9 protein-coding genes are annotated in these 14,152 nt (G+C 66.0%); 4 read left to right on the top strand and 5 right to left on the bottom strand.

Annotation, left to right across the window (positions count from 1 at the left end):
- The first annotated feature begins 400 nt into the window (after window positions 1-400).
- A complete protein-coding gene (locus JMF82_RS16665; protein ID WP_201315676.1) occupies window positions 401-1,357 on the top strand; it encodes an MBL fold metallo-hydrolase in 957 nt (318 codons plus the stop codon).
- Between the two features lie 4 nt (window positions 1,358-1,361).
- On the opposite strand, the gene JMF82_RS16660 is transcribed toward JMF82_RS16665, so the two are convergent.
- From JMF82_RS16660 to def, 5 genes are all read right to left on the bottom strand, one after another.
- Window positions 1,362-2,519, bottom strand: a complete 1,158-nt coding sequence (locus tag JMF82_RS16660; protein ID WP_236585525.1) for an acyltransferase — start codon at window positions 2,517-2,519, stop codon at window positions 1,362-1,364.
- Between the two features lie 142 nt (window positions 2,520-2,661).
- Window positions 2,662-3,438 carry an AcvB/VirJ family lysyl-phosphatidylglycerol hydrolase gene (locus JMF82_RS16655; protein WP_201315674.1) on the bottom strand — a complete coding sequence of 259 codons (777 nt, stop codon included), beginning with the start codon at window positions 3,436-3,438 and terminating at the stop codon, window positions 2,662-2,664.
- Window positions 3,435-5,999, bottom strand: coding sequence for a bifunctional lysylphosphatidylglycerol flippase/synthetase MprF (gene mprF / locus JMF82_RS16650; protein WP_236585524.1), 2,565 nt, complete (start codon window positions 5,997-5,999; stop codon window positions 3,435-3,437). Before mprF ends, JMF82_RS16655 begins: the two co-directional genes overlap by 4 nt.
- A gap of 207 nt (window positions 6,000-6,206) precedes the next feature.
- On the bottom strand, window positions 6,207-8,204 hold the full coding sequence (locus tag JMF82_RS16645) for an oligopeptide transporter, OPT family (RefSeq protein ID WP_201315673.1): 1,998 nt from the start codon (window positions 8,202-8,204) through the stop codon (window positions 6,207-6,209).
- A gap of 1,184 nt (window positions 8,205-9,388) precedes the next feature.
- The gene (gene def / locus JMF82_RS16640; protein ID WP_201315672.1) at window positions 9,389-9,928 is read right to left on the bottom strand and encodes a peptide deformylase; all 540 of its coding nucleotides are present in this window, start codon (window positions 9,926-9,928) and stop codon (window positions 9,389-9,391) included.
- A 204-nt stretch (window positions 9,929-10,132) separates the two neighbouring features.
- Here def and JMF82_RS16635 point away from each other — a divergent pair, with 204 nt between their 5' ends.
- From JMF82_RS16635 to JMF82_RS16625, 3 genes are all read left to right on the top strand, one after another.
- The gene (locus tag JMF82_RS16635) at window positions 10,133-12,208 is read left to right on the top strand and encodes a carbon starvation CstA family protein (protein ID WP_201315671.1); all 2,076 of its coding nucleotides are present in this window, start codon (window positions 10,133-10,135) and stop codon (window positions 12,206-12,208) included.
- 10 nt (window positions 12,209-12,218) lie between these two features.
- Window positions 12,219-12,416, top strand: a complete 198-nt coding sequence (locus JMF82_RS16630; RefSeq protein ID WP_201315670.1) for a YbdD/YjiX family protein — start codon at window positions 12,219-12,221, stop codon at window positions 12,414-12,416.
- 147 nt (window positions 12,417-12,563) lie between these two features.
- Window positions 12,564-13,073, top strand: coding sequence for a DUF2127 domain-containing protein (locus tag JMF82_RS16625; RefSeq protein ID WP_201315669.1), 510 nt, complete (start codon window positions 12,564-12,566; stop codon window positions 13,071-13,073).
- Window positions 13,074-14,152 lie beyond the last annotated feature (1,079 nt).

The following is a 14,152-nucleotide window of genomic DNA, read 5'->3' as shown; positions in this document are numbered from 1 at the left end:
CGGGGGATAGAAGCGTCGGACGACCGAGGCCAGCCGGGGTGCGCTTGTTACTACCTCGAACGGCGTGGCTACACCGCAACGCGTCGTGGCGAAGAGGACTTAAAGCCACTTCGTTGGATGGCGAGGGAGTCAGTGGCTGCCACGCCCTTTCTCCCTCTCCCCTCCGGGGCACGCGGGGAGCGGCCATGGATGGCCGCGGCTTTGAGGAGCGAGGAGAGGGCTGGGGTGAGGGGTGGGTGCTCGCGGTGACGTCACCTCGTGCGAATGTAGGAGCGCACCCAGTGCGCGATCACCACCGACGCACATGTCACTGCCTCGCGAGATGGCCCGGGAGCGCCCCACCCGCACGATCCTCCTTCACGCTTGCCATACTGCGATCCCACCTGGACCATCGACGGTCATGGCCTCTTCCACCGACTTTCGTCCCTCGCGCCGCCGCCTGCTGCAGGCGACCGGATTTGTCCTTGCCGCCGCCACGCTGTCACCTGGACGCCTGCGGGCCGGGCCCATTCGCCGCTCCCGGCTGATCCTGCTGGGCACCGCGGGCGGTCCGACGCCGAAGGCCGATCGCGCCGCGCCGGCGAGCGCTATCGTGATCGACGGCGTGGTCTACGTGATCGACTGCGGCAACGGCGTGGCGCGGCAGATGGTGAAGGCCGGCCTCGACCTCGGCGCACTGCGCCATGTCTTCATCACCCATCAGCATTCCGACCACAACGCCGATGTCGGCAATCTGCCGTGGCTGGCCTGGTCCGGGCCGTTGCACACCCGCGTGGACCTATGGGGGCCGCCACCGCTCACCGACATGACGCGGCAGTTCCTCGCGATGAATGCGGGCGATATCCATATCCGTGAGAGGGACGAGGGCCGTCCGCCATTGGCGCCGCTGCTCGTGCCGCACGACCTGGCGGGGCCTGGCCCGGTCATGCACGACGAACGCGTGAAGGTCACCTCGGCTCTCGTGCAGCATCCGCCGGTGACGCCCGCATTCGCATACCGCTTCGACTGTCCCGATCGAAGCATCGTGTTCTCCGGCGACACGCGCCCCTCGGACAACCTCATCGAGCTTGCGCGCGGCGCCGACATGCTGGTGCACGAGGTGATGTACCTCCCTGCGCTCGAGAAGCTGATCGGCACCGAGCCGAATGCCGCGCGGCTGCGCGAGCACTTGCTCGCCAGTCATACCACCACCGAGCAGGTCGGCCGCATCGCCACCGAAGCCGGCGTGAAGACACTGGTACTGAACCATTTCGTCCCGGGCGGCCATCCGCCGGTACCGGACGAGGTATGGCGCGATGCGGTGTCGCCGCATTTCAAAGGTCGCCTGGTCGTGGGCCGCGACCTGATGGAGCTTTGACGCGCTAGGCGGCGGCGGTCACCGACTCAGCCGGCACGGCCAGCATCCGCCCGCGCAGCCAGCGCTCGGCTGGCGTCGACACGTGGCGTTCCACCCACCTGCCCAGCAGCCAGCACAACGGCAACGTTGGCAGGTACCACAGGAAGCCCAACGCAGCGTCGCCTTCGATCGCCTTGTACAAACGCACGGCGGCGAACACCACGAACATGTGCGTGAGGTAGATCTCGTAGCTGAGCCGCCCCCAGGACCGCAGCCAGCCAAAGCCACGTAATGCACGGTGCCCATCCGACCTTGCCGCTCCGTGGCTCGCCAGCACCAGGCAAAGCGCGGCGCCTGTCAGCACCAGCATGTAGCCATGATGGATGAGGTGCCAGAGCCACGCGCCTTGAACCATCACCAGGTAGAGCCCCAGCATGCCCATGGCGCAAAGCAGCCAGATCACACCGTGCGGCATGCGACGCCATCGCTGTGCCAGCAACGCACCCAGCACACCCGTGGCGATGGCGGCCATCCCGGGCAGATAGGCCTTCTCCTGCCATATTTCATTGTCAGCGAGCGCCGCACGTGTCCACGGCAACGACAGCGCGAGCACGATCAGCATCGGCACAAGTATCCAGGTACGTCGCGCAAGCAGGCAGACGAGCGGGAACACGAGGTAGAACACTTCCTCGATCGACAACGACCACAGCACGTCCCAGTTGCCCGGCAGATAGCCGGTCACGCCCTCGTACCAGTTCAGGTGAAAGCCCAAGGCCGCCACGATCGCGCGCGGCAACGACTGCCCTTCCCGCTTGATGACGTAGTCGCCAACGCCCAGCCAGTGCAGCACGCTGAGCACCGCCACCAACAGGAGCAGGCACGGGACGATGCGCGAGAAGCGACGCGCGTAGAAACCACGCAGGTCGATCCTCGCCAGCGCACCGTCGCGCAGAAGCACGTGGCGGGTGATCAGGAACCCGGAAATCACGAAGAAGATGAAGACCGCTTCGTAGCCGTTGAAATTCAGCGCACGCAGCAGGCTAACCGGCAACACATCGGCCAGCAGCGTCTTCTTCAGCGGAATGCGCAGCCCGATGTGGTGCAGCACCACCAGCAGTATCGAGAACCCACGCAGCAGGTCGATCCCGCTGTTGCGTCCCGCGTAGTCAGCCGTCTGTTCCACCGTCCCCGACTCCCCCGGTATCGACGAAAGCGCGTGGCACGGTGGCCAGCCTTGCGTCAGAGCCACCCCATGCAGCGGTGCAGTCATCGTGCAACGACTGCCCCTTCCCTGCTGGAGCACGCCCACAGGTAACTGTGGGCCATCAGTGCGCCGGCAAATCCTGGATCATCTGCTGCGCCAACCCTTCGTAGTTGTAATCGAAGTGATGGTCGCCCTTCTTCGCATAGACCTTGATCCATGCGGGAAGATCGGTTTCAGCGCAGATGGTCTCGTCCTTGTCGTCGAGACCGTAGTAACACACGACGGGCGGATGGCCACCGAGCGCCAGCAGCGGCGCGCGGGCGTCGTAGTGCTTCACCGGATTGATCCACTGGAAGAAGTCCTGCGTGTGGGTCTTCCACCAACCCTCGCGCATATAGCCTTCCATCTCGATCTCGAAGTTCACGTCCTTGCTGGGCGAGAGCATCACGATCTGCGCAACGCGGGCCCGTCCTTCCGGGCTGAGCTTGTCGACGATGGAGGGCAGCACGTCGGCGCCGAACGAGAAACCGACCAGCCAGATGCGCTTCTTCTCGCCCGAGGCGACCGTACGCGCGATCAATGCGTCGAGGTCGGCGGCGGAATCCTCGGCCGAACGCTCGCGCCAGTAGTACTTGAGCAGGCTCACCCCGACCACGGGGATGCCGTGCGAGGCGATGATCTTGCCCAGCGACTGGTCAAGGTCGCGCCAACCGCCGTCGCCGGAATAGAACACGGCCACCACGTCCTCGCGCCCCGCCATCGGCGTCACACCCGCCTTGGCCGGCACCTCCACGATCGATTCGTCCATCGTCGCGTGATGCCACGGCTGCCAGGCCCACAGGCCCACGCCGACCGCCATTGCCAGGACCAGCACCATCCACTTCCAGAGTCGTTTCAACGGCGCACCATGCCAGAGAGTCCACCCGAAATAAGGCTCGCCACGTTGGCGAACACCAGCGGCAGGGCGATGCCGTTAGGCACCGCAAGATAACGAGGTTCCCACACGGGATCGAATTTGTCCTTGTACTTGTGCAGGCCCCGGAAGTTGTAGAAGCGCTCGCCGCGACCAAACAGCATCGCGCCCAGGCGGCTCCACAGCGGCGCGCTTCGGCGGTTCTGCAGGCCGGAGAACGGCGCCATGCCGAGGTTGAACCAGCGGTAGCCTTCGCCCTTGGCCCACTGCATCAGCTCGATGAAGAGGAAGTCCATCACGCCGGCCGTGCCTTCGGGCAAGTGGCGCATGAGGTCGAGCGAGGCCTCTTCCTTGCTGTCGGTGAGGAAAAGGTTGGCGAACGCGACGAGTTGCTCGCCCTGCCACACCAGGGCCATCGGCGTGCGCTGCAGATATTGCGGATCGAAGGTGCCGAGCGAGAAGCCCTTTTCGCGCACGCCCTTGTCGCGCATCCACGCATCGGAGATCGCCTTGAGCTTCGGCAGCAGCAGCGCCACCGCCTCGGCCGGGATGATCTCCAGGCGCATGCCTTCGCGCGTGAGCTTGTTGACAGTGTTGCGCAGCACTTTCTTCGACTTGCCGTCGAGATTGAACTCGGCCAGCGGCACGCGTGCCTCTTCGCCGATCTTGATCAGGTTCATGCCCACTTCGAGGTACAGGTCGAGGTCTTCCGGCCGCACCTGGTAGAACAGCGGCCACCCGCCCGCGCGCTCGCACAGGTCGCGGAAGCTCCACACCAGCTCGCGGCGCGCCTCTTCGTCCTCACCCACCGGATCGCCCATAGCGACCCAGCTGCGGCCTTCCACGTCGTACATGATGAAGGCCTTGGCTTCGGCGTCGAACAGCAGCGTCTTGTCGGCCATCAACGCGAGATGCGCCTGCGCCGAACTGTAGCGCTTGATCAGCGGCAGTGCTTTTTGCAGATCCGCTTCGTCCGGCAGCTGCAGGTGCGGGCGCGCGGGACGGATCAGGTTGGCCAGGGCGAACAGCAGGCCAGCCGCGGCTGCGCCCACCAGTGCGCGCAACGCGCGTGGCGCGCCGCCGTGGTAGAAGCTGAACTCCCACCACAGGTTGCTGCTGTATTCCACGTGCTTGTAGCTGAAGCCGACCAGCCAGCCGGCACACACCAGCACGGCGACGATCGCGATGATCCAGCCCCACGAGAAGCTCGCGCTGAACATCGACGCGCGCCGATAGAACAGCTGGTGCGCCGGCGCCAGTGCCAGCGCCAGCAACGACAGCAAGGTGGCTTCCTCATAGTCGATGCCCTTGAGCAGCGACAGCACGGCGCCAAGCACCAGCAGGATCAGCGTAAGCACGTACGCCGCATCGAGCCGGCGCTGCAGGCCGCGCGCGAGGATCAGCAGCATCATGCCGACCACGCTGGAGAGGAAGTGCGAGACTTCCAGCACCGCCAGCGGCAACACGTCGCGCAGGATCGCCATGCGCGCCGGCAACGCCGACGTTGCGCCGGAGAACAGCAGCACCGCGCCCGACACCATGGTGAGGCCGGCGAAGAACGGCGGCAGCAGGCCGGTGAACCAAGGTGCCAGCAGCGCCTTCTGGCGCAGGCCGCGCGCCTCGCGCCACAGCACTACCAGCGTCGCGGCGAACAGCGGCAGGAAGTAGTAGATGAGGCGATAGGCGGCGAGCGCGCCGAGGATCGGCGCTTCCAGCCCCTGGTTGCCCGCCGCGCCGAAGCCCGCCAGCATCACCGCCTCGAACACGCCCAGGCCACCCGGCACGTGGCTGACCAGGCCGGCGATCTGCGCCAGCACGAAGATCGCCAGGAAGTGCCCGAAGCCGGTGTCGACGTCGTTGGGCATCAACAGGTACAGCACGTACGCGGCCAGGCCCCAGTCGACCGCACCCACCAGGATCTGCCGCGCCGCGACCAACGGCGACGGCAGGTTCACGCGCCAGCGCCAGACGCGCAGGGGACGGCTCAGCAGCTTCCCTCCGACCAGCCACAGCAGCGGCACCAGGGTGAGCGCCACGGCCACCGGCAGTCGCAGGCTGGCCAATGGCAATGAGGGCGGCACCGGCACCAGCAGCAGCGTCACGCCAGTGAGCGCACACAGGCCCAGCCAGAAACTGAGCGTCGTGTAGACCACCACCTTCGCCACTTCGGCGGTGGTGAGCCCGGCCTGGATATAGAAGCGGTAGCGGATCGATCCCGAGATCAGCAGCGCCATGCCCAGCGCATTGCTGAAGGCGTAGCTGATGAACGAGATGAGGCTGACCTGCGGACCGGGAAGGCGCTTGCCGATAGTGGCAAGGCCGAACCAGTCGTACAGGATCATCATGCCGTAGCTGCCCGCGGTGAGCAGCACGGCCAGGGCGATGCGGTGGTTCTCCAGGCCGTGGACGTAGCGCGCCACCTCGCGGTAGCTCACTTCGCTGGCCAGGCGATGCAACGCCCACAGCGCCAGGCACAGCATGGCGACGGAAAGCAGCGGACCGGCGAGACGACGCAACCGGGCCGCCAGGCCTGGGCGAGTCGTCACCTCACCGGAAATCGAGGCGTTCGCCCCAGTCTGCTCCACCACGCGTTCAACGCCTCCACATCACCCAGCGCGCAGTACGTTACCTGCGACCGCTTAGGATAGCCTGTCGCGGCTATCTCCTGTTCGATCGTGGCATGGGGAGATGACACTAGAGCCTGTTCGCTGCCTCCGGTTGCGGCCGCGTCAGCCGGCCGCAACCCCCGGCTGTCATGCCTTGCCGTTCAGGCCCCTGGCCATGCGGGCCACCCAGCGGTACATGACGAACACGACCGCGGCGAAGGCAATGCCGCCGATCCATTGGGCAGCGCCCGCGAAACCCTCGCCGACCAGCGCCAGCGGCGCGGCCTTGCCCGAGAGGCCGACGATGAAGGCGATCACCACGCCGATCACGCTTTCGCCCACGATCAGGCCCGAGGCAAGCAGCACGCCGAGCTGCTTGGTGGTTTCCGGCTTGGCCGAGCGATCCGCCCGGCGGTCGAAGTACCAACCCACGATCGAGCCGACCACCACCATCAACGTGCTGACAGTGGGCAGGTAGATGCCCAGGCCGACGGCCAGCGGCGGCATGCTCATGTGCCTGGTGGTGCGGCGGAGGATTTCGTCGATCAGGATGATCGCCACGCCGATCCAGATACCCGTGATGATCAGGCTCCAGTCGATGTTGTTGGTGATCACGCCCTGCGCCAGCGCCGAGATCAGGCCGGCCTGCGGCGCAGGCAGCGCATGCGCACCCGCACCGGCGACGCCGACGAAACCGTAGGCCTTATTGAGCAGGTCCAGCACCGGCGGGATCACCGCCGCGCCGGCCACCACGCCCACCACCAGCGCCACCTGCTGGCGCCACGGCGTGGCGTCCACCAGCTGGCCGGTCTTCAGGTCCTGCAGGTTGTTGTTGGCGATGGCCGCCACGGTGAACACCACCGAGGTGATGAACAGCGCGAACGCCACCAGCGCCTTGCCCTCTTCCGGACCGACATGCGGCTTCACGAACGCCACCAGCAGCAGCGCCGCGGCGATCACCACCAGGATGCCCACGCCCGACAGCGGGCTGTTGGACGAACCGATCAGGCCAGCCATATAGCCGCACACGGTGGACACGAAGAAGCCCATCAGCACCACGAACGCCACGCCGCCGATGGCGAGCACGCCCACGTGGTCGCCCAGGCCGCTGGTGGTGCCGAAGTAGCCGAGCAGCCAGCCGATCGGCAGGAAGCAGGCCACGGTAATCAGGCCCACGATGCCGATCGGGATGTCGCGCTCGGTGCGCGGCAGCGTGTCGGCCTTGCCGGCCTTGCGCACACGCGACGCGGCCATCGCGCTCGCCAGGCCGCTGATCACCGGCTTCACCAGCTTCGCCAGCGTCCAGATGGCCGAGACGCCGATGGCGCCCGCGCCGACGAAGCGCACCTTGTGGCTCCAGGTGCCCTGGGCGAGATCCGCCACCGAGGCGGTGAGGTCGCCCATCAACGAATAATGCGGCACGCCCCAGCCCCAGCCGATCAACGCGCCGATCAGCATCGCCACGCCGACCGAGAGGCCGACGAGGTGGCCGATCGCAAACAGCGCGAACGAGAGGTTGAAGTCAAAGCCGCTGACCGATCCCTTGTTGCCGACGCGGAAGTACTGCACCACGTCGCTGGCGAACACCTGCGTGGCCACCACCACGGCGAACACCGCCGACACGATCGAACCCCACAGCACGGCGAGCAGGCCCGCACGACCCTCTTCCACGCTATTGGCATCCGCCTCGTCGCCGCTGCCCACCTTGAGCACTTCGGCGCAGGCCAGGCCTTCCGGGTACGGCAGATCCGTGTCGGTCACCAGCGCACGGCGCAGCGGGATCGAGTACATCACGCCAAGGGTGCCGCCCAGCGCGCACACCGCGAACGAGGTCCAGAACGGGAAGTCCGCCCACCAGCCGATCATGATCATGCCCGGCAGCACGAAGATGATCGACGACAGCGTGCCCGCCGCCGAGGCGATGGTCTGGACGACGTTGTTTTCCTGGATCGTCGAATCCTTGAAGCCGCGCAGCAAGGCCATCGAGATGACCGCCGCCGGGATCGAGGTAGCGAAGGTGAGGCCGGCCTTGAGGCCGAAGAAGACGTTGGCCGCGGTGAACACCACCGTGATCACCACGCCGAGGATGAGACCGCGGACGGTCAGCTCTTTGCGCGAATCCGCGCTGGGATGGTTGCCGCTCACGAGTTCATGCCCGTCATATTGGTGCTCCCCTGGTAATCCGTGGCTACGTCACCCCGGCCGGTCGGACCGGGGCCAGCGCGTAGGGTTGCCGCATTCGGTCGGAGAAGCAACGGGGTTGGGCCGGTCCAGCGAGAAGGAAGCCGCGTCGCGATGTGCTGCGTTGCAAAAGGATTTCGTTGCAACGCACCCGCAAGCCCCCCCTCACCCTAGCCCTCTCCTCGCTCCTCAAAGCCGCGGCCATCCATGGCCGCTCCCCGCGTGCCCCGGAGGGGAGAGGAGAGGGTGAAAGGGTACGGCGCCCCACAGGCTTCATCACGGGTCAGCGAAGTGGCTTTAAGTCCTCTCCGCTACAGAACATGCTTCGAACGGAGCTAGCCGCAAGATTGACCCCTCACCCCAGCCCTCTCCCCGGAGGGGAGAGGGAGAAAAGACGGCGGTGCGGCATGAATAGATCCCGTCACGGCTCAACGACGTTGCCTTGAGTCCTCTTCGCTTCGGCGCGTTGCGGTGTAGCCGCTCCGTTCGAGGTAGTAACGAGCCCATCCCGGCTGGCCCCGGTCGGCCGACGCTTCTATCCCACGTACTGCCATGAGCCTTGGCTCTGAAGGCCATTTTCTTTGGGTTACTTTCGACGCGAAGCTAGTCCCCGTGGGATCTTTGACTTCGGGCATCCTGCCCTCCGCCCTACGGGCCGGCTTCGCCGTTCGCACGCGCTCCTGCGCGTGCGTGGGCCAGCAAAAGAAAAGTGACTCGAGCGTCCCACGGGACTAGCTTCGCGTCGCCGGCAGGGGATCGAAACGCCCGCCGCGTAGGCGACACCCTGGCGGTAGCGGAGCTACCGAAGGCAACACCTGCGCTCAAACAGAAGCCACAACCATGCAGCCCGGCGCGAAAGGCTGTCGCGCACTGGGTGCGCTCCTACAGAGGTCGGCAGGACGTTGAAACATCCGCCGCGTCGCACGGGGACGTCCTACGGTCGTAGGCGGCATGCTAGCGATGGCGTGGCAACCGGAGGCAACCCGTCATCGCAAGAGCAATAGACGTGCAGACCGACGCGAAAGGCTGTCGCGCACAGGGTGCGCTCCTACAAATGCGGAAAGGGCGGCTGTGGATTGGGGCGAGGGGCCATCGCGCACTGGGTGAGCTCCTGCAGCGCGGGGTGGCCGCATGGGGCGGCGACAGCGCTACTCGTCCGCCCCCGCATCCATCCCCGGAAACAACACCTCGGTATACCCAAACTTGCTGAAATCCGTGATCCGCGACGGATAAAGCCTTCCGATCAGGTGATCGCACTCATGCTGCACCACGCGCGCATGAAAACCCTCCGCCGTTCGATCGATCTGCGCACCCTTCGGATCAAGCCCCTGGTAACGGATCAACGTGTAGCGGTTGACCGCACCCCGCAGCCCCGGCACGGAAAGGCAACCTTCCCAGCCTTCCTCCATGTCCTGCGAGAGCGGCGTGATCACCGGGTTCAACAGGATGGTGCGTGGCACCGCCGGTGCATCGGGATAACGCTCGGAGCGATCGAAACCGAAGATCACCAACTGCAGGTCCACACCGATCTGCGGTGCGGCCAGCCCGACGCCACCGGCCTCATGCATGGTGTCGAACATGTCGACGATGAGCGCGTCGAGTTCCGCGCTGCCGATCATCGAATCCGGTACCGCCGGAGCCACCCGCAGCAATCGCGGGTCGCCCATTTTCAGAATCTCGCGGATCATGAAAAACCTCGCATCTTCATTGACTTGGCATGACCCCCAGGGCCACTGCCCCACCGGCCAGTGTACGCGCCCGGCATGTCGGGCAGGTGTACCGCCGATAAGCCCGCATTCGACCAATGGCTAATATTTCCCGGCGCATAATGGCATTGACCCCCGGAGCCACCGGGACGACCCTGTCGGGGGACTGTCCAGGAGCCAATCCGCATGTCAAGCGTCGCCGTCAAACCTAGCCCGGCAGGCAAGATCCTGTGGGCCGCCATCGCCATCGTGGGCGCCTGGTGTCTGGGCGTCGTCGCCCTGCGCCGAGGCGAACCCATCAACGCCATCTGGCTGGTCGCCGCCGCGATTGCCGTGTTCGTCATCGGCTACCGCTTCTACGGCAAATTCATCAATGATCACGTGTTGCGCATGGACCCGACGCGCGCTACCCCAGCCGTGCTGCGCAACGACGGCCTGGACTACGTGCCGACAGACAAGTGGGTGGTGTTCGGACACCATTTCGCCGCCATCGCCGGCGCCGGTCCACTGGTAGGCCCGGTGCTTGCCGCGCAGATGGGCTACCTACCCGGCACGCTGTGGATCCTGTTCGGCGTGGTGTTCGCCGGCGCGGTGCAGGACTTCATGATCCTGGGCCTCTCGGTGCGCCGCGACGGGCGTTCGCTCGGCAACATGCTGCGCGATGAACTGGGCCCGGTGGCCGGCATCGTCGCCATGTTCGGCGTGCTCGTGCTGATGATGATCGTGCTGGCGGTGCTGGCGCTGGTCGTGGTCAAGGCGCTGACGCACAGCCCGTGGGGCACCTATACGGTGGCCTGCACGATTCCGATTGCCTTGCTGATGGGCGTGTACCTGCGCTGGCTGCGCCCGGGCAAGATCCTCGAAGTGTCGATCATCGGCCTGATCCTGTTGCTGCTGTCGATCTGGAGCGGTGCCTACGTGGCCGCTTCGCCGACGCTGGCACCGATGTTCGACTTCGACGCCAAGTCGCTGGCCTGGCTGCTGATCGCCTATGGCTTCTGCGCGTCGGTGCTGCCGGTGTGGCTGCTGCTGGCGCCGCGCGACTACCTCTCCACCTTCCTCAAGATCGGCACCATCCTGCTGCTCGCGCTGGCCATCTTCCTGGCTGCGCCGACGCTGCAGATGCCGGCCCTGACCAAATTCGTGGACGGCACCGGTCCGGTGTTCCAGGGCAACCTGTTCCCGTTCCTGTTCATCACCATTGCCTGCGGCGCGGTATCGGGCTGGCACTCGATCATTGCCTCGGGCACCACGCCCAAGCTGATCGCCAGCGAGGGCGAGGCCCGCATGATCGGTTACGGCGGCATGCTGATGGAGGCCTTCGTCGCCATCATGGCCTTGGTCGCCGCCGCCTCGCTGCACCCGGGCGTGTACTTCGCGATGAACTCGCCGGCCGCGCTGATCGGCACCACCGCGCAGGACGCCGCCACCGCGATCAGCCAGTGGGGTTTCGTGGTGACCCCCGACGAGTTGCTCAACACCGCACAGAACATCGGCGAGAAGACCATCCTCAGCCGCGCCGGCGGTGCGCCGACGCTGGCGGTGGGCATGGCCCAGCTGCTGCACGGCATCATCCCGGGCGAGGGCATGATGGCGTTCTGGTACCACTACGCCATCCTGTTCGAAGCGCTGTTCATCCTCACCACGGTGGATGCCGGCACGCGCGTGGGCCGCTTCATGATCCAGGAAATCGCCGGGCTGGTGCACAAGCCGCTGCAGCACACCGAGTCGTGGACCGGCAACCTGCTCGCCACCGCGATCTGCGTCGGCCTGTGGGGCTACTTCCTGTACCAGGGCGCGGTTGACCCGCTCGGCGGCATCAACACGCTGTGGCCACTGTTCGGCATTGCCAACCAGATGCTGGCGGCGGTGGCGCTGATGCTGGCCACGGTGGTGACGGTGAAGCTCAAGCGCGAGCGCTACGTGTGGGTGCCGGGCATCCCGGCGATCTGGCTGTGCGTATGCACGCTTACCGCGGGCTGGCAGAAGCTCAGCGGCCCGATCAGCTTCAGCGCCGCGGCGACCAAGTACGCCCAGGCCGCGGCTGACGGCAAGTTGCTCGCTCCGGCCAAGACGGCCGAGGAAATGCAGCGCATCGTCACCAACAACTACGTGGACGCCGCGCTGACCGGCATCTTCATGCTGCTGGTGCTGACGATGGCCGGCTTCGCCATCAACGCGATCATGAAGGCCTGGCGCACCAACCACCCGACGGCGCACGAAGAGCCGTACGTGGCGCTGGGGAGCGTGCCCACCCATTGAGGGCTTCGATATGAACGTCCCTAACCTGCAAGCGATACGGAAATGGGCGGTGCAAACCGCCCGCCTCTGCTGCGGCATACCCGACTACGACGTGTACGTGCAGCACCTGCGCACGCATCACCCGGAGCGGCCGGTGCCCAGCTACAAGGAGTTCTTCCGGGAACGCCAGGTCGCCCGCTACAAGGGCACGGGCGGCCGCTGCTGCTGACCGGCTCCCAAGGCCAGCCAGAGGCCATGTCCCTTCCGGGGGCATGGCCTCTGTCGTTTTTTGTCCATGACCTTCGCCGCTGTGCATTTCGTGGCACTGCGTTCATCATTCCGCGGCGACCATGTAAGGCCAGCCCATCGTCGAGCCATGACCGAGCATCACCTTACCCAGCCCACCTCCGAGGTGGAGGCCCAGCACAGCCTGGGCCTGCGCATCATCGCCATCTACAAGGCGATCAAGACCGTGGGCCTGCTGTTCGCGGCCGCCGCGGCTTTCCACCTGGAGCGCGAGCAGAACTTCGACCACTTCGTGCACTGGCTGGAACACCTCTCGCTCACCGACACCAACGGCCTGCGCTGGCAACTGGTCAGCCTGCTGCAGCAATGGGGGCATAGCCGCTTCATCGCAGTAGGACTGGTCGCGATCGGTTACGCCGCGATCTTCGCCACCGAAGGCACCGGCCTGTGGCTGCGCAAGCATTGGGCGGAGTGGTTCACGGTGATCGCGACAGGCTCGCTGATTCCGCTGGAGTTCTACGAGGTATTCCATCACTTCACCTGGCTGAAGCTGGTGGCGCTGCTGGGGAATATCGCGATCGTGGTGTACCTGGTGAGGATCGCGATGCAGCCGCGACCGAAGAAGGTGCACGGGGTCTGACGCTGTTTTCTCGCGCGCCGCCGGGCAACCTGGCCGCTTGTGTACCGCCGTGATGTCGCCGAAGACGCGCCCCTCAACGCCGTATTTGTAGGAGCGCACCCTGTGCGCGACAGCCTTTCGCGCCGGTTCGCATGGTTCGGCGTTCCGGTGTGTCCGGTTAATACACTGGCTTGGGGTTGCTGTGTTTCCGCGATTGGGCTCGCCTGCGGCGGGCTTCCGCCGGACTGCCGTCCGCCGGGTCACTTCTCTTTGCGTGGCCACGCACGCGCCGGAGCGCGTGCGAACGGCGAAGCCGGCCCGAAGGGCGGAGGGCAGGATGCCCGGAGTAAAGAGAAGTAACCAAGAGAAAGGCCACCCCGATGGCGCGCCCCTGCGGGGTCGCAGGCGGGAGGCGGGGTGGATCGACAGGGCCTCCTGCCCTGACGATCCCCTGGCCGGCGTCCTGCCGGCCACCCTTCGGGCTATTCCACCTCCCGCCTGCTCGCGCCATAGGGGAGGGAAGATCAAGAGCGGACCCTACCCTGTAGGAGCGCACCCAGTGCGCGACCGCAGAGGTCATCGATGCGCTGCGGTCGCGCACTGGGTGCGCTCCTACAAAGGCGTGCAGTTTTGTTGTTGCGATGTGCCGCGCAGCGGCACGAGCCTTCACTCAACCCCTGTGTGGCGGTGAGGGGTGGACGATCAGGCCCCGCAGGGGTGCCCGACAGGACGTCGGGCACTTTTCGTCCGGGCAGGAGCCCGGTCGAAAAGCCCGGCCGCCCCTCACGCACTGGCTGGGCAACGCCCAGCCAGCGCCACGCGGGGGGCCTTTCTCTTTGGTTACTTTCTCTTGGGCAAGCAAGAGAAAGTGACCCGGGCCGCGGCAGCGGCCCGGCAGCCCGCGGCAGGCGAGCCCGGTCGCCGAAACCCGGCAACGACAGCACCAGAAATCTTCATGCATCTCAAACGATGAACATGCAGACCGGCGCGAAAGGCTGTCGCGCACTGGGTGCGCTCCTACAAGGGAGTGCCACGCGAAGAGAAAGTGGCCTGAGCCGCGGCAGCGGTCCGCAAGCCTGCCGCTCCACGGGGACTCCCTT

The organism is Dyella sp. EPa41 (assembly GCF_016586165.1).
Taxonomy (GTDB): Bacteria; Pseudomonadota; Gammaproteobacteria; order Xanthomonadales; family Rhodanobacteraceae; genus Dyella.
Note: the sequence above shows the minus strand (reverse complement) of the source record. Positions and strands in the feature narration are given on the sequence as shown.